We start from the raw sequence: 19,402 nt of genomic DNA, 5'->3' as shown, positions 1-19,402 counted from the left end.
GGTCAGTGGCCGGGAACCGTCACCAGCCACCGGCCGGAACGCCGACGCAGGTAGCAAAGCCAGTACACGCCCGACACCACGAGCACAGCGGCCGTGATGCCCAGGTCCAGCGCGGTCTGCTCGACGAGCACGTACCCCAGTGCCAGCACCACGACCACCGGGATCACGGGCCAGCCCGGCATCCGCCAGACGTGCGGGCCGCGGTGGGCAGCGCGGCGGGCGCCGAGCACGGTGATCGCGATGGCCAGGTAGAGCGCGACCACGGCGACACCCGTGACGCCGCTCAGCGTCTCGACCGGGACGAAACACAGCACAGCCTCCGACAGGCCCACCACGAGCGTCGCGACCCACGGCGAGCCGAAGCGGGAGCTGACCACGCTCAGGGCACGGTTCACCGGGTCCGGCCAGGCGCGGTCGCGGCCCGACGCGTAGAGCACGCGCGAGTTCTGGATGACCATCACGATCACCGCGTTCACGATCGCGGCGGCGATGCAGAGGCTGATGACGGTGCCGAGCGTCGAGCCGCTCCGGCTCACGACCAGGGCGGTGAGGTCGACGTCGCCCAGGGAGCCGGTGTCGGCGAGCGTGATGGCGACGACGGGGACGAGGATGACGAGCGCGCTGATGCCGAGCGTCCACAGCACCGCGGGCGAGCGGTCGGCGTGCGCGAACCCGAGCACCGACACGACCACCACGGCGATGAGCTCGATGGCGAGGAACACGCCGGTGATCCACGCGTTGGAGCGCAGGTTCGCCAGCCCCATGACAGTCGACGCCAGCATCACCGCGGCGCCGGCCGGCGAGGGGTCGAGGTGCACGATCGGGGCGAGGTAATCGGCCGTCGTGGTGGACTCGGCGAGAGCCGGATCAGGGGGCATTGGGGCGATGTCCCTCCGTCGGCGGCGCAATGTTTCGACGGATGGAACAGCACTGATTCGGTGTTGTCAACGCCGTCAAGACGACTAAATCCGTCGCCTGTCGCACTGTGGACGGTCGCGTTAAACGGCTCACGCACTGGCTTGCCGGGCGTCGGGCGGGTCGGGGATGATCCGGGGGGTGACCAGCCAGGAACCGAACCACCCCCGGCCCGCGCCGCCGGTGATCGACGACATCTCGAAGAAGATCATCGCTCAGCTTCAGGAGGACGGCCGCCGCGCCTACGCGACGATCGGCAAGGCCGTCGGCCTGTCGGAGGCCGCGGTGCGCCAGCGCGTGCAGCGCCTGTCCGATTCCGGGGTGATCCAGATCGTCGCGGTGTCGGATCCCTTGCAGGTAGGGCTTTTGCGTCAGGCCATGGTGGCGATCACCGTGGACGGCCCGCTCGAGCCCGTCGCGGACGCGCTCGCGGAGATGGCGGAAATCGACTACGTCGTGCTCTGCGCCGGCCGCTTCGACGTGCTGTGCGAAGCCGTGTGCGCCGACGACGAGGCCCTGCTGGACTTGATCTCCAACCGCATCCGCACGCTCCCGGGCGTCCGCACCGCGGAGACGCTCGTGTACCTGAAGCTGCGCAAGCAGTCGTACCAGTGGGGCACTCGCTGATCTCGGACGACTAAATCCGAAGGTCTGGCGTTGTAGGTGGCCTAGAATTAGTCGACATTGGTCTTCTTGGCGACTGATCCGCTTGCATCCAATGGTCAACTCGTGCGATAACGAATAGGTCCGGCCGGTTCGCACCGCCATGCGTGCCCGGTACTTCGAGGTCCGCTTGCGAGGAGCCATGACCACCACCGCCGAACCCAACGCCGCCGCCGCGACCGGCCTGGCCGAGTCCGCGCGCGAGAATCTCTGGCTGCACTTCACGCGCCACTCGGGCTTCGAGTCCTCGGAGGTCCCCGTGATCGTGCGTGGGGAAGGTGCGTACATCTGGGACTCCCGCGGCAAGCGTTACCTCGACGGGCTCGCCGGTCTGTTTGCCGTCCAGGTCGGTCACGGCCGTGACGAGCTTGCGGAAGCGGCGGCCCGGCAGACGAAGCAACTCGCGTACTTCCCGCTGTGGGGTCACGCTCACCCGCCGGCGATCGAGTTGGCCGAGCGTCTCACGGCTGCCGCGCCCGGGGATCTGAACCGGGTCTTCTTCACCGTCAGCGGTGGTGAGTCCGTGGAGACGGCTTGGAAGCTGGCCAAGCAGTACTTCAAGATCGTCGGCAAGCCGACCAAGCACAAGGTGATCAGCCGCGCGCTCGCGTATCACGGCACTTCCCAGGGGGCGTTGTCGATCACCGGCATTCCTGGTGCGAAGGCGGACTTCGAACCGTTGGTGCCTAGTACGTTGCGGGTGCCCAATACGAACTTCTACCGTGCTCCTGAGCATGCTGATGACTACGAGGCTTATGGTCGGTGGGCGGCTGATCAGATCGAGCAGGCCATCGAGTTCGAAGGTGCGGATACGGTTGCCGCGGTGTTCCTCGAGCCGGTGCAGAACACCGGTGGTTGTTTTGTCCCCCCGCCCGGGTACTTCGAGCGGGTTCGAGAGATCTGTGACCGACATGATGTGTTGCTGGTTTCGGATGAGGTGATTTGTGCGTTCGGCCGGGTCGGGTATGACTTCGCGGCCAAGCGGTATGGATATCAGCCCGACATCATCACCACGGCCAAGGGGCTCACGTCCGGTTATGCTCCGCTGGGTGCGGTGCTCGTGAGTGACCGGTTGATGGAGCCGTTTGAGACCGGGTCGACGACGTTCATGCATGGCTCCACTTATGGTGGCCATCCGGTTTCGTGTGCTGTGGCGTTGGCCAACCTGGATCTGATCGAACGTGAGGGCATTTACGGTCATGTCCTTGCTCAGGAATCAGCTTTCCGTTCCACGCTTGACCGGCTGCTGGATCTCCCGATCGTCGGTGATGTCCGAGGTGCGGGGTTCTTTTATGGGATCGAGCTGGTGAAGGACAAGGCCACGAAGGAAACCTTCACGTCGGAGGAATCCGAACGGGTCCTGCGAGGCTACCTCTCCGACGCCCTCTTCGAAGCAGGCCTTTACTGCCGTGCCGACGACCGCGCTGAGCCAGTCATCCAGTTGTCTCCGCCGCTGATCTGCGGTCAGAAGGAATTCGACGAGATGGAACAAATCCTCCGCGAGACTTTGACAGGGGCTTGGAAGCTTCTTTAGAAGAAACTACGCGCTCGTCTGGGTCGGCCGGGGGTAGGTTGTCGTGATGAGGCCTTTGAGGTATTCGATCAACATCACCCTCGACGGGTGTTGTGATCATCGGGCGGGTACGCCCGATGAGGAGATCCATCGGCATGCGACTGGGGTCATCGCGCGGGCGGATGCGCTGCTCTTCGGGCGGGTGATCTACGAGATGATGGAAGCCGCCTGGCGGGAGCCGGATCCGGCGATGCCGGAGTGGATGTTGCCGTTTGCGGAGACGATCGGTGCGGCGAAGAAGTACGTCGTGTCGGGCACACTGGAGCAGGTGGACTGGAACGCCGAGCTTGTGCGCGGGGATCTGGGTGAGGCAGTCCGGCGTCTCAAAGCAGAGCCGGGCGAAGGGATCTACACGGGTGGCGTGAAGCTGCCGATGGCACTGGCAGAGCTGGGGTTGATCGACGAGTACGAGTTCGTCGTACATCCTCGCGTGGCGGGCCACGGGCCGACGTTGTTCGCAGGGCTGCCCGAGTACCTCGACCTGCGGCTGGTGGACCGGGCGGAGTTCGAGTCCGGTGCGGTCGCGATGAAGTACGAGCCGAAGCGCTCAGCCTAGAAACGGACATTGGAGACACTCCCAGCCCGACCGTCGGACCTTCACTACGCTTCCCCCTGTTCGCTCACGAAACGGAGGAAGCCGCGTGGCGGGATGGGCCGATCTGGTCGCGTTCATGAGGCAGGAGTACCGGGTGATCCGGGAGGAGCCCGACGAGGTGCGGATTCGCATGGCGTTCGGGGAGGATGCGGAGACGACCGGGCGCGCGCAGGTGGTGGTGGTCGCGCACGAGGTCTTCGACAAGAAGGAAGACTGGGTGCAGATCGCGACGCCGTTCGCGCGGGTGGACGAGGTGGACCTGCTCGACGTGCTGACCGAGGTGGGGCACACGCTCGTGGTCGGGGGGATCGTGGTGATGGGGGAGCACGTTGTCCTGCGGCATTCGTTGCCGTTGGTGAACCTCGACATCAACGAGTTCACGGACCCGCTGGAGCTGGTGGCCGGGTCGGCGGAGTTGCTGGAGCAGCAGTTCACCGGACGTGACGATTACTGACCGGCAATCGAAGAAGGGCCTCCCAAGGAAACCTGGGAGGCCCTTCTCGGTTCAGTAGGTAGGTCCGTCCATTCTGGACTTCGATGGACCAGGAGTCACGGCGGCGCAGTGGGTTCCGCGGGCGGGAAGCACACCGTCGATGAGGAACTTGTCCGTGGTGGACACCATGCAGTCGCTGTTCTTGAAGTATGCGCTGTGGCCCCAGCCGTCGTAGGTCAGGAGGGGTGCGCCGGTTTGGCGGGCGACGTGCTGGGCCCAGGAGTAAGGCGTGGCGGGGTCGTAGCGGCTGTTCAGGAGCAGCACGGGCAGGTTGCCCAGGAAGCCGGGTGCGCGCTGCGGGTCGCGGACGGTGCCGGGCCAGCCGAGGCAGCCGGTGGCGGAGGTCCAGGCCAGGGGTGAGAACCGGATGTCCGGGGCGATCGCGCCCAGCGAGCGGCGGAAGGTTTCGAGCTCGCCGTAGCCGCTGACGGGCAGGCGCCAGTCGGAGCAGAAGATGCTGCTGAACGAGGTGGGCACGGTGATGTCGCCGAACCCGGACTCGGCGGGTTTGCCGTCGCGCAGGTTGACCATGCTCGTGGCGAGGCCGGACCAGTCGGGGCCGTAGAAGGCGTGGGTGATCATGCCCATCAGCGCGACCGGGTCGAGCGTGTCGTCGGGAGTGCCGAGGGTGCCGTGTTCGGCGCGGGAGTAGAGCTGGGCCATGACCGAGCGGACGTCCTGGCCGTGCAAGGCGCACGTCGTGGTGGTGGCGCACCAGTGGACGAACTGGCCGAACATCTCCTGCGTCGCGCGAGTCTGCGAGCTCAGGAACTCCCACGTGCTGCGCACGGAGTGGTCCATCGTCCCGTCGAGCACCAGCGCGCGGACGTGGTCCGGGTAGGCCTCGGCGTACTCCTGGCCCATGAGCGTGCCGTAGGAAGTGCCGTAGTACGTCAGCTTGCTTTCGCCGAGCGCGACGCGGATGGCGTCGATGTCGTGGGCCACACTCGTGGTGTCGACGTGCGAGGCGAGCGGCCCGGTGGTTTTCGCGCAGCTCGTGCCGAGAGCCTGGTTGCGCGCGGCCAGCTGGCGGAACTCGGCGACGCTCTTCGGCAGCTGCGGGTTCGGGGCCGTCACCTCGGTGAGGCCGCAGCGCACGGGGCTGCTCTGCCCGACGCCGCGCGGGTCGAAGCCCACGGTGTCGAAGCGGGCGGTGATGGCGGGCGACAGGGTCCAGCCGTCCTGCACCTCACCCGCGCCCTCGCCGCCCGGGCCGCCGGGGTCCATGAGGATGGAGCCGATGCGGTGGGCGGGGTCGGTGGCCTTGCGCCGCGCGAGGGCGAGCTGGATCGTGCCGTCGCCGGGATTCGCCCAGTCGATCGGGACGGTGACCGTGCCGCAGTCGACGCCGGCGGCGGTGGGGCACGGTTTCCAGTCGACGGTCTCGCGCGCGGCGCCGGCCGGGGCGGCGAGCAGAGCCGCGAGTGTGGTGACCGCCGCGGTGACGACCGTCAGCCTTCTGCCCAGGGCCATGCGCCACGCCTTCCGGTGGTGAAGATCAACCGTTCGGGCGTGGATCTTGCCAGAAGAACGTCGTCCCGGCCCGGTGAGAAGGGGCTCGCCGAGTCCCCCTGTCGTACCGGGGGAGCTCGGCGAGCCAGGGCGTCAGCGGCGGTGCAGCGTCTCGAGCGCTTCGACGAGCACCTTGGGGTTGTGCTGTCCCTTGTAGACGGCCGGTGGTTGCCGGTCCAGGTGCAGGAGCTGGGCGACGGCCGTCCACGCGGTGCGGACGGAGTACTCGACGGTGAACACGACGTCGTCCGGGACTTCGGCGTACTGGCCGATGAAGGCCAGGTTGGTGGAGCCCGGCGGGACGACCTGCGGGCGGTCGCCGGCCTTGCGGACCAGGAACTGGCTGGTGATGTACGGCATGGTCGCCGGCAGCACGATGGAGCTGTCGAGGATCCGGTCGCGGACGTCGTCGAAGTGCAGGTGGCCGAGTACCTCGGCGAGGATGTCGCGCCCGGAGCTCTCGGCCATGGTCGTGCCGATGTGATCGCCCTTCTTGTGGGGGAACAGCGCGTAGCCCCACCAGACGAACGTGTCCGAGGGTTGTTCGTGGAAGTGCGGCTGGTGGTTGAGCACGATGGTCAGCAGCCAGCTGGAGTCCTTGAACGTGATCAGGCCGCCCTTGCCGGCTTCGCTGCCGCTGAACTCTTCCATGAGCGTGAAGAACGTCGGATCCTTGGTGGTGACGGTGAACGAGGTCCAGGTCGACTCGTCGATGCTGGAGTCGAACACCGACGGGTCGCCGAAGCCGTCGTTCTTGGCCGCCAGCGTGCGCCACAGCTTCCACGCGCCCGCTGAACGGGTGGTGTCCAGTGCCGGGGGTGTGGTGGTCGAGCCCAGCGTGGAGTCGGCGGTCATCGAGCCGTTGGTGACGAAGACGAGGTCGTCGGGACCGAGGGCGATCTGCTCGGTGGCGCCCTTGCGGGTCCACTGCAGTGCCTGGACGGTGACCTCGGAACCAGCGGCGAACGCGAGGTCGGTGACGGTCGTGCCGAGCTGGATGGTGACTCCCTGTGCGTCGAGCCAGGCCAGCAGGGGACGCACGATCGAGTCGTACTGGTTGAACTTCGTTCGGTAGATACCCGACATCGTGTCGAAGGTCTTGAACAGGTGGACGAACCGGTTCAGGTACCGGCGGAACTCGATCGCGCTGTGCCAGGGCTCGAACGCGAACGTCGTGCACCACATGTACCAGAAGTTCGTGGTGAAGAATTCGGGGTGGAAGCAGTCGGAGATCCGCTTGCCGTCCAGGAGTCTTTCCGGCGTCGACACGCACTTGACGAGCTCGAGGCGTTCTCGTTCGGAGAATCCCATGGAATGGGCGTCGACGGGTTTGCCGTCTTTGTCGATCAGGCGGGCGTGGTCGTCCCACGCGAAGTGTTCGTGGAACTCGAAAGTGTCCTCGGTGACCGATTTCCTCGGATCGCCGAGGGAAGGGATGGAGGAAAGGAGGTCGTAGGTGCAGTCGAAATGGACCTCGAACATGCGGCCGCCGCGCATCGTGTAGCCGCTGTCGGGTGAACCCGCAGCGTCGAGGCTGCCACCCGTGCGGTCCTGTTCCTCCAGAATGGTGATGTCCGAGCCGGAGAAACCGCCCTCCCGGATCAGAAAAGCCGCTGCGGACAGCGCCGCAATCCCACTACCCACCAGGTATGCCTTTGCCACAGAGCTCTCCCGTTCCTCCGAACAAGCGCTCCCCGGAAAATGACAGGTTTCCGCCCGCAGTTGTGGTCACGGGGAGGAACTTGAATTGTTTTCAGTGAAGGCGGCGGAAACGCCGCGGGAATCGGGCTCGGCAGTGAGCACGCTTCCCTTCGAAACATAACAGGGGTTCCGTGCCCTGCGACGGGCTGTACCTGTTCGGGTGACGGAACGTGTTCGCCGGTCCGGGCGGTGGGTGTCCGCTCGTCTCGGTGCCGGCGCGGCCGTGACCGCCGGTCAAAACCGAATCAGATTCTTGACATGGCCGACTAAGCGGGCGTTCACTGGCTGGCGCCGGAAAGAGGCTGTCACCCTCGTGAAGGGACGTACATGTCCGGAAACCGCACTCAACGAAGACTGCGAACCACCATCCTCCTGGCACCGCTCACCCTCTTGCTCGCCGCGACACCGGCGCTCGCCGCTCCAGCCGCTCCCGCCGCTCCCGCCGCGAAGGCCCCGCCGTCGAAGCCCCCGACCTCCGCTCCGGGCAACGGCCCGGCGAAGATCACCGGTCCCATCCCCGCGCAGGGCAAACCTGGGGATTCTGCGCACGACTACGTCTTCTACTCGACGCCGTACGACCTGAAGAAGGCCGGCTACGAGGAGGAAGAGTTCTTCATCTCCGGCACCGCCACGCGGTACAACCCGAACCCGACCGTCGACGAGCAGAAGCAGGTCGCCACCCCGCTGGGCACCACGCCGTACACGACCCGGATCGTGGTGCGGCGCCCGGTGAAGCCCGCGAAATCGGCCGGCGTCGCGGTGGTCGACTGGCAGAACGTGACCGCCGGGCACGACATCGACACCGAGTGGGGAACGAGCGCCGACTACTACGTCCGCAACGGCTGGACGTGGGTGGGTGCTTCGGTGCAGCGCGTCGGCGTCAACGGCGCCACCACAGGCGGGACCGCCGGCCTCGGCCTCACGCAGTGGAGCCCGCAGCGCTACGGCTCGCTCGACGTCACCCACGGCGGCGCCGTGCTCGACGACTCGCAGTCGTTCGACATCTACACGCAGATCGCGCAGCTGCTCAAGGGCCGCGGCAAGAAGAACCCGCTGGCAGACCTCGGCATCGACCGCGTGTACGCCGGCGGTGCGTCGCAGTCCGGCCGCTACCTCGGCGTGTACTACAACACGGTGCAGCCCCTGCGCCACGTCTACGACGGCTTCCTCTTCGCCCTCTCCGACAGCTCCCTGCCGCCGCGCGAGGGCGTCGGCACCAAGGCCATCCGCGTCTACACCGAAAACGACGTCTACCGCGGCGCCGGCGTGCCGAGCAAGACCGCGCCCGACAGCGATTCCCTGCGCACATGGGAAATCGCCGGCGCCTCGCACGTGCCCGCCTACTCGACCGGCACCGACCCGAACGACTTCCGCACCACGCTCGGCGCCATCCAGTCCCGCGAGTTCGGCGAGCAGGCCCCATTCTCCTGCACCAACCCCGGCCCGAGCCAGGTCGAATCCTGGACGGTCTTCCACGCCGCCTACGACGCGCTCGACAAATGGGTCAGCCGCGGCATTGCGCCTCGCCGCGCTGCGCCGCTGGCTCTGATCGATCCGGGCCCGCCCGCGAGTATCGCCCGTGACGCCAACGGCCTCGCCCAGGGCGGCATCCGCCTGCCCGACGTGGAAGTCCCCACGGGCGTCAACGACGGCATCAACTCACCCGCCAACCTCGACAACCCGCTCAGCTCCTTCTGCGTCCTCTACGGCACCCACCGCGACTTCGACGCTGCTCAGCTGAAGTCGTTGTATTACAGCAATAACGACTACCGGCAGCAGGTGGCCGATGTCGTGCAACGGCTGGAGACCCAGCACTTCCTCCTCCAGGAGGACGGTCGCACGCTGATCAGCCAGGCTGCGAAGCGCAAGCTGTTCTGACACCGCTCAACCGACAAAACGGCTCCTCGCCGGGGTGTGATTCCTGGCGAGGAGCCGTTCAAACACGTCTGTGCCCACGGTAGGTCCGCTCGATGTGACGCGGATTTCGCCGCCTGCCATCGCATTTGAGGTCCGACGCCATCGTCGCGTCCGACGTCGCGCTCGGTCCGCGAGGCGCGGCCGGCCTCGGTGTCGTTGTCGCCGATGGCATGACGCTCGGCGTCGAAGCCGGCCGGCGGACCGTGCCGGCTGCGTGAGGCTGACCCACTCCTGCTCGACGAACGAAAACGGCTCCTCGTCAGGGCGTGAACCTTGGCGAGGAGCCGTCTTCGAGCAGTACCTACGCGCGGCTGCCGTAGTTCCGCCACACGCCGGCGGGCTCGCGCTCGCCGACGCCGTCGCGGTGGTAGTCACAAACCCCCGTCGGGAAGGTCTGCTTCAGCGAAGCCTTCTCGGCCGCCGTGAACTTGACCGGGTAGGAGCCGAAGTCCAGCGGGCGTGTCTGGCACTTCAACACATCCATGGCCAAGCCTTCACCAGCCGCCATCCGGGTGTTCTCCGCCACCGGGTACAGCGCACCGCACTGGCCCGACGACGGGTCGGTCAGCTTCTCCTGCACCCGCTGGGTCGCTGAGAGGTAGCAGCCGTCCGAGAGGTCGTGTGGGCGAGCCGCGATGACCTTCGAAGCGGCATTGCGGTTCGAGTGGTCAGCAGAAATCGCCGTCAACCAACGGTCCATCGCGTCCAGCTCATACGCGCTCGCCGCGGCCTGCTCCGCACCAGTCGGATGGTTGGCGATGATCACCTGGTTGGCCGCGGTCCCATTCGCGGACAGCAACCGCTGCCGCAGCACGAACGACCACTCCGAAGTGTGGATGTCGTTCCCGGCGCCCGCCAGGTCGAGGTCCGTGCGCTGGTCGATGATCGGCGTCGACGCCAAGCCCTGCGACGCCGTGTTGAAGATGTCGTCGCGGTACAAAGCATCCAGGGCCTTCGGGTCGGCTGACGACCGGGCGGCCACCGGCTTACCCGTGTAGTCCAACCCGCCGATCGACGCGTTCAACGACACGAACTGCGCCGCCGAGATCTTCCCGGCCTTCAAGGCGTCCAGCCCGTACTGCACACCTACGTTGTCCAGCGTGTTCCGCACGAAACCCGTGCGCGGGTCGCGGCCCAGCTGGTTCGCGAACTGCTCATTCGAATTGCAGATCACGCCGTGCGGGTTCGTCACCGGGTCCCAGCGCACGTCGACGGGGATGGCCGAGTTGCAGCTGTCCGTGGCGGTCGCGCGGCTGGCGAAGGTGGCGTCCCACGAGAGGCAGCTCGAGTACGAGTTCCAGCCCGCCACGGCGAGCTTCTGGGCATCAGTAAACGCGGCAGAGGCGAAGTACCGGTTCAGCAAACGGCAGTCCGCCACCGGGCCGGCCGTGGTGATCGGGTCCGGGAAGGACACGCCGGGGATGATGCCGTCGACGATGCCGGGGTAGTTCTCGGCGATGTCGTACTGCTGGATGGCCCCGCCGGAACCGCCCCAGCCGATGGTGTGCTGCACAGGGCCGTAGGTTTCGACGAAGTGTTCCTTCACCATCATCGCGGCCTCGGCCGAGATGATCGGGCTGCAGTTGTTGTCGAGCACATTCAGGCTCGACGACGCGACCGCGTAGCCCTGCGAGAGGAACAGGTCGTTGACCACACCACCGGTGCCATTGCCCTGGTGGTAGCCGGAGTTGCAGCCGCCGCCAAAGGTGTAGACCAGTTTGTCGTTCCAGCCCGGAGTGGCAACAAACGGTGACGGCGTGGCCGGCCCGGAAGCCAGCGCGGCGATCTCGTACACCGCGCGGTCGATCGTGCCGCGTTCGATCCGCACGATGTAGGGCACGCCGCCGGCCGCGGTGGCGAGGTCGGCCGGGCGGCTCGCCGGGTCGGCCAGCGCCACGAACTTGCCCGCGGTGTTCTTGTACTGGTAGGTAACCTGCGTTGGCGCGCTGCACAGCGGCATGGTCGCCGGCGGCAGGCCGAACGCGGTGGTCTCGCAGTAGAACGGCTTCTGCTGCGCCCCGGAGAACACCGGGCCGGTGATCGAGTGGTTCACCACGCGCACGCTCGCGCGATCATGTCCGGCAGTCGCGACCAGGTCGGTCGAGCCGTCTCGCAGCCCCGTGACGAGCCCGAGCAGGCTGCCGTCGGGCTCGGCGTGGAACGACCGCGTGACGTCGTGGCCGCCGGCGGACACGCGAACAGCCGCGCGAGCGTCCGGCGGCGTGACTCTGACCAGGACCTGGCCTCCGCTGACCAGATCGGGCCGCGGGTTGGAGACGGTCGTGATTCCCAACCGGGAGTGGTGATCGGGTTGCGCGACGGCCGAGGTCGCCGCTGTGGTGAGGAGGATCGGCACGGCCAGAGCGGCCACTACCGCGGTCGAGCGCCAAGTACGGTTTCTCAACTTCGCACCTCGTTGCTCACGGCACCGCTCGGGTGCGGTGCCACGCAAGTGCCGGGTATAGCACGCATTACTTAGCCAGAACAACATTCGGCCGCATCAGTTGATCAAGGTCTGCCCGATCAAGCTTCGGTAACCGCGAACTCGGCCCGATAACAGGTCTGGGCAAGCAAGGGAGATGTCTGTACTGTTCGTCGCGTCCGAATCGGATTCTGCTTTGCCGGTGTCACTGCAACGAGGCGGTGGGGTGAGCGTGGTCGAGGATCCTGTACTCCTGCGCGCTGAGGGACTCTGTGTCTCCTTCGGCGGGCTCGAGGTGCTCAGGCAGGTTTCGCTGGAGGTTCACGCCGGGTGCGTGCTCGGCGTCATCGGCCCGAACGGCGCGGGCAAGACCACGCTGTTCAACGCGATCTGCGGGTTCGTGCGGCCCGACTCCGGCACGATCACCTTCGCCGGCCACGCCCTCGAACGGCCCAGGCCCGAGCGGCTCACGAGTCACGGCATCGCCCGCACGTTGCAAGGACTCGGTCTGTTCGCGGGATTGACGGTGCTGGACAACGTGGTCGCGGGCGCCACGCACCGCTCGCGCACGAGCCTCGGCGGCGCGCTGCTCGCGTCGCCCTGGGCCGACCGCGACGAACGAGCCCTCGCCGGCCGCGCGAGGGAGGTGCTGCGCGAGCTCGGGATCGACGGTGACGCGGGCCGGATCTGCGCCGGGTTGCCCTACGGGGTGCGTAAACGCGTCGCCCTCGCGCGAGTCCTGGTGAGTGAGCCCCGGCTGCTGCTGCTCGACGAACCGGCGGCCGGCCTGTCGGCGACGGAGGTCGGGGAGCTGGCCGACATCGTCCGAGGCCTGGCGCCGACCACCACGGTGATGCTCGTCGAGCACCACATGGACTTCGTGATGAACCTGTGCGACCGGCTGGTGGTGCTCGACTTCGGCGAGGTCATCGCCCGAGGTACGCCGGCGCAGGTGCGGGCCGACCCGCAGGTGCAGCGGGCCTATCTGGGCGACCCCGTGGCGGCCGCCGCGGGAGAGGGCGGTGCGCATGCTTGACGTCAGCGGGCTCGTCGTGGACTACGGGCCGGTGCGGGCGCTCGACCACGTCGACCTGGTGGTGGAGCAGGGATCCATCACCGCCGTGCTGGGCTCCAATGGTGCCGGCAAGACCACGCTGCTGCGGGCGCTCAGTGGTCTGCACCGCCCGCGTGACGGCGCCGTGCAGCTCGACGGCCGCGACATCACCCGCCTGGCGCCCGAAGATCTCGTGCGCCTCGGGGTCGCGCACGTGCCCGAGGGCCGCGGCGTGATCGCCGAGCTGACGGTGGAGGAGAACCTGCGTCTCGGCGGGCTCTGGCGACGCGAGCGCAAGTGGCTCAAAGCGGGCACCGGCGAGATGTACGACCTGTTCCCCCCGTTGGCGGACCGTCGGCACCAGCGTGCGGAAGCGCTTTCCGGCGGTGAGCGCCAGATGCTCGCCATCGGCCGCGCGCTGATGAGCCGGCCCGAGCTGCTCCTGCTCGACGAACCCTCACTCGGCCTCGCGCCACGGGTTTCGGCCCGGATCGTGGCCGTGCTGCGGACGCTGCGCGAGGAGAACGGCCTCACGCTGCTGCTGGTGGAGCAGAACGCGGCGACCGCGCTGTCGGTCGCCGACCGGGCCGTCGTCCTGCACCTCGGCCGCAAGGTCGCCGACGACACCGCCGACACCCTCGCGGCCGACGACCGCGTGCGCCGCGCCTACCTGGAGGTGTGATGGGCCGCTTCCTCGACCTGACTCTCGCCGGGCTCACCAGCGGGGCCGTGTACTCGGCCGTCGCGCTGGCGCTCGTGCTGATCTGGCGCTCCACGCGGATCGTGAACTTCGCGCAGGGCGGCATGCTGATGATCACCACGTTCATCGCCTACACGATCGTCTCCCACGGCGGCTCGTACTGGCTGGCGCTGATCGTGGCCGTCCTCAGTGGACTGATTCTCGGCGCCGTGGTGGAACGTGTGCTCGTGCGGCCGGTGGAGAAGAGATCGCCGCTCGACGCGGTGGTGGTCACCTTCGGCCTGCTCGTGCTGCTGCAGGGTGTGGCCGGCATGCTCTTCGGCGGCACCCCGCGCTCGTACCCGCCGGCGTTCGGCATCGCCGGGTTCAAGGCGGGCGATCGGCAGCTGCTGTTCGCGCCCAACGACCTGTGGATCGTGCTCGTGGTCCTGGTCATGATGGCCGTGCTGGCGCTGGTGTTCCGCAAGACGAACCTCGGCCTGCGGATGCGGGCCTCGGCCTTCGCGCCGGAAGTCGCCCGCCTGCTGGGTGTGCGCGTCGGGCGGATGCTCACGGTCGGCTGGGCCCTGGCCGCGGCGGTCGGTGCGATCGCCGGTGTGCTCGTGGCGCCCAGCACGTTCGTGAGCCCCACGGCGTTCGACGCGGTGCTGGTGTTCGGGTTCACCGCGGCGGTGATCGGCGGCCTCGACAGCCCGCCGGGCGCCGTCGTCGGCGGGCTCGCGCTCGGCATCGTGCTCAGCTACGTGGCCGGCTACCTCGGGTCCGACATCGTCACGCTGGCCTCGCTCGTCGTCCTCATCGGGGTGCTCATGCTGCGTCCGCAAGGGCTGTTCGGATCGACGAAGGGAAGGCGGGTATGACGGCGCTCGCCGCGGCGGCACCGGTCCGCTTTTGGCAGCGGTCCACGCTGGTCCGCCACCTCACGCTCTCGGTGCTGGGGCTGATCGTGCTGTACTTCGTGACGACCTCGCTCGACTCGTTCGCGAACCTCCAGTTCGCGCAGATCTGCTACACCGCTATCGCGACGGCGGGCCTGACCGTCCTTTCCGGACTGTCCGGCCAGATCTCCCTGGGCCACGGCGCGTTCGTGGCCGTCGGGGCCTACACCACGGCGCTGCTGCTGGAACACCTCGACTGGCCGCTCGTGCTCGTGCTGCTCGGTTCGGTGGTCGTCGGCGGCGCGCTGGGTTCGCTCGTCGGCGTGGCGGCAGCGCGGTTGCGCGGCCCGTACCTGGCGGGTGCGACGCTCGCGCTCGCCGTCGGCCTGCCCTCGCTGGCCGACTACCACGGCCTGCGCGACCTGCTCGGCGGCGCCAACGGCCTCATCGTGACCTCCGACCCGCCGCCGCTTTCCCTCGGCGAGACCTTCCCGCTCGAACGCTGGCAGGCCTGGATCTGTGGCCTCTGCCTGGTGGTCACGTTGTTCCTGCTCGCCAACCTCACGCGCAGCCGCATCGGCCGGGACATGCGGCTGGTGCGCGAAGACGAACAGGCCGCCGCACTGTCGGGCGTGCACGTGGCCCGCACGCAGATCGTCACGTTCGGCATCAGCGCGGCGTTCGCGGGCCTGGCGGGCGGGCTGTTCGCGATCGTCAACAGCCTGGCCGCGCCGGGTGCGTTCACGCTGTCGCTTTCCCTGTCCCTGCTCACCGCGGCCGTGCTCGGCGGGCTCGGCAGCCTCGCCGGCGCGGTGTACGGCGCGGTGATCGTGACCCTGCTGCCCAACTGGACCGCCGACCTCGCGCAGCAGGCCGACCTGCCCCGCGCGATCTACGCGAACATCCCGCTCGTGCTCTACGGGCTGGTGCTGATCGTGGTGATCATCGCGTTCCCCGGCGGCATCCAGTCGGGAGTCCGCAAACTCGGCGCCTTGCTCCAGGCTCGTTTCGTCCGTCCACTCCAGACCCGTCAGGAGACGAGAAGATGACCGTACGCCGACCAGTATCCGTCGCGGTCGCCTTGGCCGCGGTGGTCGCCCTCACGGCCACCGCCTGTGCCTCGGGTGACGACGCCGCGGAGTCCACGCCCGGGATCACCGCCGACACCGTCACCATCGGGTCCACCATCCCGCTCACGGGCACGGCCGCGCCGGGTTACAGCGAGCAGGGTCCGGCCGCGAAGGCGTTCTTCGACTACATCAACGCCAACGGCGGTATCAACGGCCGCAAGATCACCCTCAAGTACCTCGACGACGCCTACAACCCGGCCCAGACCGTCACGCTGACCAAGCAGCTCGTGTTGCAGGACAAGGTGTTCGCGATCGTCGGCTCGCTCGGCACACCGACGCACACGAAGGTCGTGGACTTCCTCAACTCCTCGCGCGTGCCCGACCTGTTCGTCGCGTCCGGCTGCACGTGCTGGGACCAGCCGCAGAAGAACCCCTACACGTTCGGCTGGCAGCCGGACTACACGGTGGAGGGCAAGATCCTCGGCGACTACGTGAAGAAGAACCTGGCCGGCAAGAAGGTCGCGTATTTCTACCAGGACGACGACTTCGGCCGCGACGGCATGAAGGGCCTCGACAAGTACATCGACCAGAGCCTCGTCGTCTCGCGCCAGCCGTACCAGCCGGGTAACACCGACGTGGCCGCGCAGGTGTCGGCGATCGCGGCGTCGAAGGCCGACGTCGTGGTGCTCGAGGCGATCCCGGCCTACACCGCGTTGTTCAAGCTGACGTCGCTGAAGCTCGGTTACTCGCCGACGCTCGTCGCGTCCAGTGTGGGCGCCGACCCGATCACGGTGTCGGGGCTGCTGGAGAACTTCGCCAAGCAGGCGGGTTCGTCGGTGAAGGGCCAGGACCTCATCGAAGGCCTGGTCACGTCGGCCTACCTGCCGCCGCTCGACGACACGAGCAACTCGTGGACCGCGCTGTTCAAGAAGATCCACGACCAGTACATCCCGAATGTGCCCTTCGACGGCAACGTCTACTACGCCATGGCCTACGCCTACACCTTCACGCAGGCGCTCGCCCGCGCCGGGCAGAACCCGACGCGCCAGGGCGTGGTCGACGCGCTGAAGAAGGGCGGCCTCACCGGGCCGGGCCTGGTGCCGTTCCGCTACGGCGCGGATTCGCACGCCGGCTACACCGGCGGGCAGATCGCGACCATCAAGGACGGCAAGCAGGTGGCGTCCGGTACGCCGCTCACGACGGACGACGGTGACGGTCCCGTGACCCCCTACACACAACCGCAACCTCCGGCTCCGGCCAACGGCATCCCCGCGGCGTGAGTCCGTCCGGCACAATCACGCCATGACGGAGGCGACAGGGAGCAAGCGGGCGCAAGCGACCCGCGCGGCGCTGCTCGAGGCGGCCGGTGAGGTCTTCACCGCGTCGGGGTACGAGCAGGCGAGCATGGCCGCCATCGCCGAACGGGCCGGCGCCAGCATCGGCAGTCTGTACCACCACTTCGTCGCGAAGTCCGATCTGTACATCACGCTCTACAACGAATACAACCGCCGCCAGCAGCACCGGTCCGCCAAGGCGTTCCGCACGGCGCTGGCGCAGGGTGAGGAGGACGCGCTCCGGCTCTACATCTCCGGAGCGCGCGCCTACCTCGAAGGGTGCTGGCAGGAGCGCAAGCTCGCCCGGCTGTTCCTGTCCGGCAACGGCCCGGCGGGCTTCGGCCTGCTCACGCGCGAGCGGTTCCGGGAGTGGCTCACGGCCAACGCCACGCTGGTCAACGGCCACACCCGGCCGCTTTCGGACATGCTCGTGCTCTCGCTCACCGCGATGTCGACGGAGGCGGGCCGCGAGGTCGCGGCCGCTGGGTCGAAGGCGAAGGCGGGGCAGATGATCGAGGAGGTCCTCGAGCTGATGGGCCGCCTCTACCCCACTTCGTGACGCAGGTCACCCCTCTCGGTTCCGCGCTCGCTCCAGCAGCGCAAACGTCGGCGCCCCGGCCGGATCGGCACGCGCAAGTCCGATTCGTCCGGGTGGCGTCCGCGCCCGTGAGCCAGTTTCATTCCCTATGAATGTTTCTCTCTGAAGATGTTCCGGGGGCTGGACATGTGCGGGATCACGGGATGGGTGGACTACGGCCGCGACCTGGCGGCCGAGCGGGAGACGGTGGCGGCCATGACGGCCACCATGGCGTGCCGCGGGCCGGACGCGAGCGGGATGTGGTTCGACCGTCACGTGGCGTTCGGCCATCGGCGCCTGGCCATCATCGACCTCGAGCTGGGCACGCAGCCGATGACGGCCGAGGCCGGCGGCACTGTCGCGCTGACCTACAGCGGTGAGGTCTACAACTTCGCCGAGCTGCGCGCGGAGCTGCAGGCGCGTGGGCACCGTTTCACCACGAACAGCGACACCGAGGTGGTCCTGCGCGGCTACCTGGAATGGGGCACCGGCCTGGCCGAACGCCTCAACGGCATGTACGCGTTCGGGATCTGGGACCCGCGTGAGGAGCGCCTGGTCCTGATCCGCGACAGGATGGGCATCAAGCCGCTGTACTACTCGCCGCACGGCGACGGGCTGCTGTTCGGCTCCGAGCCCAAGGCGATCCTCGCGCACCCCGAAATCCGGCCCGTCGTGGAGACGGACGGCCTGCGTGAGCTCTTGTCGTTCACCAAGAACCCCGGCCAGGCCGTGTGGGCGGGCATGCGCGAGGTCGAGCCCGGCACCGTCGTGACGCTGGACCGGACCGGCCTGAAGGTGCGCCGCTACTGGCAGCTGCAGCCGGCCGAGCACACCGACGACATCGGCGTGACCGTGCAGCACGTGCGCGAGCTGCTCGACGACATCGTGCGCCGTCAGCTCGTGGCCGACGTGCCGCGCTGCGTGCTGCTCTCGGGCGGGCTCGACTCCAGTGTCATCACCGCGCTGGCCGCACGGCAGCTGGCCGATCAGGACGAGCGGGTGCGCAGCTTCGCGGTGGATTTCGTGGGGCAGGAAGACAACTTCGTGCCGGACGCGTTGCGGTCCACTCCGGACGCGCCGTATGTGCGTGACGTCCACGAGCACGTCGGTTCGATGCACCAGGACATCGTGCTCGACTCGGCGGAGCTCGCCGACCCGGCCGTGCGCCGCGCCGTGGTGCGCGCTCGCGACCTGCCGACGGGGCTGGGCGACATGGACGGCTCGCTGTACCTGCTGTTCCGCGCGATCCGCGAGCGCTCCACCGTCGCGTTGTCCGGTGAGTCGGCCGACGAGGTCTTCGGTGGTTACGCGTGGTTCCACGACCCGAAGGTGCAGCAGGCCGACACCTTCCCGTGGCTCGCGCGGCGGCTGCAGTCGGGCGAACGCGGGGTGAGCCGGATCTTCGCCGAGAGTGTGCGGTCCTCTTTGGACCTTGCCACGCACCTGCGGGACTCGTACTCGGCGGCGGTCGCGGAGGCCGGCACACGGCCCGGCGAGACCGAGCATGAGCGTCGCATGCGCGTGATCGGCTACCTGCACCTCACGCGGTTCGTGCGCATCCTGCTCGACCGCAAGGACCGCCTGAGCATGGCCACCGGCCTCGAGGTGCGGGTGCCGTTCTGCGACCACCGGCTCGTGGAGTACGTCTACAACACGCCGTGGACGACGAAGACGTTCGACGGTCGCGAGAAGAGCCTGCTGCGCGCGGCGGCCCGCGACGTGCTGCCGGTGTCGGTGGCCGAACGGGTGAAAAGCCCGTACCCGTCGACGCAGGACCCGAAGTACCTCGAAGCCCTGCGCGACCAGGTCGGCGACCTGCTGGCCGCGCCGGCGCACCCCGTGTTCGACCTGTTCGACCGCGGCCTGCTCGTGGGCCTGCTTGCCCGGGAGGACACCGTGCCCTTCCTCCGGCCACTCGTGGAGCGTGTGCTGAACTTCGCGACCTGGTTCGATCTGTACTCACCGGAGCTGCGCATCCGGTGAGGTGACCACGAGGGG

At 68.0% G+C, this 19,402-nt stretch carries 16 protein-coding genes; 12 read left to right on the top strand and 4 right to left on the bottom strand.

The genetic code is table 11. The annotated features are described in order from the left end of the window. Positions 1-2 precede the first annotated feature (2 nt). Positions 3-878, bottom strand: a complete 876-nt coding sequence (locus K1T34_RS07710; protein ID WP_220243595.1) for an amino acid permease — start codon at positions 876-878, stop codon at positions 3-5. A gap of 166 nt (positions 879-1,044) precedes the next feature. Between K1T34_RS07710 and K1T34_RS07705 the strand changes: the two genes are divergently transcribed. From K1T34_RS07705 to K1T34_RS07690, 4 genes are all read left to right on the top strand, one after another. Beyond that, on the top strand, positions 1,045-1,542 hold the full coding sequence (locus K1T34_RS07705) for an Lrp/AsnC family transcriptional regulator (protein WP_220243594.1): 498 nt from the start codon (positions 1,045-1,047) through the stop codon (positions 1,540-1,542). Between the two features lie 178 nt (positions 1,543-1,720). Further along, the gene (locus K1T34_RS07700; RefSeq protein ID WP_220243593.1) at positions 1,721-3,112 is read left to right on the top strand and encodes an aspartate aminotransferase family protein; all 1,392 of its coding nucleotides are present in this window, start codon (positions 1,721-1,723) and stop codon (positions 3,110-3,112) included. 46 nt (positions 3,113-3,158) lie between these two features. Then, positions 3,159-3,707, top strand: coding sequence for a dihydrofolate reductase family protein (locus tag K1T34_RS07695; RefSeq protein WP_220243592.1), 549 nt, complete (start codon positions 3,159-3,161; stop codon positions 3,705-3,707). Between the two features lie 85 nt (positions 3,708-3,792). Next, positions 3,793-4,200 (top strand): YbjN domain-containing protein, encoded by a 408-nt coding sequence (locus tag K1T34_RS07690; protein ID WP_220243591.1) that lies wholly within the window; start codon positions 3,793-3,795, stop codon positions 4,198-4,200. 51 nt (positions 4,201-4,251) lie between these two features. Here the strand turns inward: K1T34_RS07690 and K1T34_RS07685 are convergent, their stop codons facing one another. Together K1T34_RS07685 and K1T34_RS07680 are read right to left on the bottom strand one after the other, a co-directional pair. Next, positions 4,252-5,712: an alpha/beta hydrolase gene (locus K1T34_RS07685; protein ID WP_220243590.1), complete on the bottom strand. Its 1,461-nt coding sequence runs from the start codon at positions 5,710-5,712 to the stop codon at positions 4,252-4,254. A 132-nt stretch (positions 5,713-5,844) separates the two neighbouring features. Beyond that, the gene (locus tag K1T34_RS07680; RefSeq protein WP_255638385.1) at positions 5,845-7,413 is read right to left on the bottom strand and encodes an oleate hydratase; all 1,569 of its coding nucleotides are present in this window, start codon (positions 7,411-7,413) and stop codon (positions 5,845-5,847) included. A gap of 366 nt (positions 7,414-7,779) precedes the next feature. Between K1T34_RS07680 and K1T34_RS07675 the strand changes: the two genes are divergently transcribed. Beyond that, complete coding sequence (locus K1T34_RS07675; protein ID WP_220243588.1) at positions 7,780-9,330, top strand: alpha/beta hydrolase domain-containing protein; 1,551 nt, start codon at positions 7,780-7,782, stop codon at positions 9,328-9,330. Positions 9,331-9,670: 340 nt separating this feature from the next. Here K1T34_RS07675 and K1T34_RS07670 read toward each other — a convergent pair whose 3' ends face one another. Beyond that, positions 9,671-11,773, bottom strand: a complete 2,103-nt coding sequence (locus tag K1T34_RS07670; RefSeq protein WP_220243587.1) for a DUF6351 family protein — start codon at positions 11,771-11,773, stop codon at positions 9,671-9,673. A 244-nt stretch (positions 11,774-12,017) separates the two neighbouring features. On the opposite strand from K1T34_RS07670, the gene K1T34_RS07665 reads away from it, so the two are divergent. The 7 genes from K1T34_RS07665 (at position 12,018) to asnB (ending at position 19,387) form a co-directional block, all read left to right on the top strand. Further along, a complete protein-coding gene (locus K1T34_RS07665) occupies positions 12,018-12,827 on the top strand; it encodes an ABC transporter ATP-binding protein (RefSeq protein WP_304504308.1) in 810 nt (269 codons plus the stop codon). Further along, positions 12,820-13,527: an ABC transporter ATP-binding protein gene (locus tag K1T34_RS07660; RefSeq protein ID WP_220247053.1), complete on the top strand. Its 708-nt coding sequence runs from the start codon at positions 12,820-12,822 to the stop codon at positions 13,525-13,527. The genes K1T34_RS07665 and K1T34_RS07660 overlap by 8 nt, the downstream gene beginning before the upstream one ends. Next, on the top strand, positions 13,527-14,405 hold the full coding sequence (locus K1T34_RS07655) for a branched-chain amino acid ABC transporter permease (protein WP_220243585.1): 879 nt from the start codon (positions 13,527-13,529) through the stop codon (positions 14,403-14,405). The genes K1T34_RS07660 and K1T34_RS07655 overlap by 1 nt, the downstream gene beginning before the upstream one ends. Further along, positions 14,402-15,472 carry a branched-chain amino acid ABC transporter permease gene (locus tag K1T34_RS07650; RefSeq protein WP_255638384.1) on the top strand — a complete coding sequence of 357 codons (1,071 nt, stop codon included), beginning with the start codon at positions 14,402-14,404 and terminating at the stop codon, positions 15,470-15,472. Before K1T34_RS07655 ends, K1T34_RS07650 begins: the two co-directional genes overlap by 4 nt. Next, positions 15,469-16,773, top strand: coding sequence for an ABC transporter substrate-binding protein (locus tag K1T34_RS07645; protein WP_220243584.1), 1,305 nt, complete (start codon positions 15,469-15,471; stop codon positions 16,771-16,773). The genes K1T34_RS07650 and K1T34_RS07645 overlap by 4 nt, the downstream gene beginning before the upstream one ends. 22 nt (positions 16,774-16,795) lie before the next feature. Then, a complete protein-coding gene (locus tag K1T34_RS07640; protein ID WP_220243583.1) occupies positions 16,796-17,386 on the top strand; it encodes a TetR/AcrR family transcriptional regulator in 591 nt (196 codons plus the stop codon). 165 nt (positions 17,387-17,551) lie between these two features. Beyond that, positions 17,552-19,387, top strand: a complete 1,836-nt coding sequence (gene asnB / locus K1T34_RS07635; protein ID WP_220247051.1) for an asparagine synthase (glutamine-hydrolyzing) — start codon at positions 17,552-17,554, stop codon at positions 19,385-19,387. Positions 19,388-19,402 lie beyond the last annotated feature (15 nt).

This window comes from Amycolatopsis sp. DSM 110486, from assembly GCF_019468465.1.
Classification (GTDB): domain Bacteria; phylum Actinomycetota; class Actinomycetes; order Mycobacteriales; family Pseudonocardiaceae; genus Amycolatopsis.
This window is presented reverse-complemented; position numbering and strand designations above follow the sequence as displayed.

Coding starts and splice junctions, on each gene's coding strand:
- K1T34_RS07705 (WP_220243594.1), top strand. CDS start 1,045: ATGATCCGGGGGGTGACCAGCCAGGAACCGAACCACCCCCGGCCCGCG.
- asnB (WP_220247051.1), top strand. CDS start 17,552: ATGTGCGGGATCACGGGATGGGTGGACTACGGCCGCGACCTGGCGGCC.
- K1T34_RS07660 (WP_220247053.1), top strand. CDS start 12,820: ATGCTTGACGTCAGCGGGCTCGTCGTGGACTACGGGCCGGTGCGGGCG.
- K1T34_RS07685 (WP_220243590.1), bottom strand. CDS start 5,712: ATGGCCCTGGGCAGAAGGCTGACGGTCGTCACCGCGGCGGTCACCACA.
- K1T34_RS07655 (WP_220243585.1), top strand. CDS start 13,527: ATGGGCCGCTTCCTCGACCTGACTCTCGCCGGGCTCACCAGCGGGGCC.
- K1T34_RS07700 (WP_220243593.1), top strand. CDS start 1,721: ATGACCACCACCGCCGAACCCAACGCCGCCGCCGCGACCGGCCTGGCC.
- K1T34_RS07645 (WP_220243584.1), top strand. CDS start 15,469: ATGACCGTACGCCGACCAGTATCCGTCGCGGTCGCCTTGGCCGCGGTG.
- K1T34_RS07640 (WP_220243583.1), top strand. CDS start 16,796: ATGACGGAGGCGACAGGGAGCAAGCGGGCGCAAGCGACCCGCGCGGCG.
- K1T34_RS07675 (WP_220243588.1), top strand. CDS start 7,780: ATGTCCGGAAACCGCACTCAACGAAGACTGCGAACCACCATCCTCCTG.
- K1T34_RS07710 (WP_220243595.1), bottom strand. CDS start 878: ATGCCCCCTGATCCGGCTCTCGCCGAGTCCACCACGACGGCCGATTAC.
- K1T34_RS07695 (WP_220243592.1), top strand. CDS start 3,159: ATGAGGCCTTTGAGGTATTCGATCAACATCACCCTCGACGGGTGTTGT.
- K1T34_RS07650 (WP_255638384.1), top strand. CDS start 14,402: ATGACGGCGCTCGCCGCGGCGGCACCGGTCCGCTTTTGGCAGCGGTCC.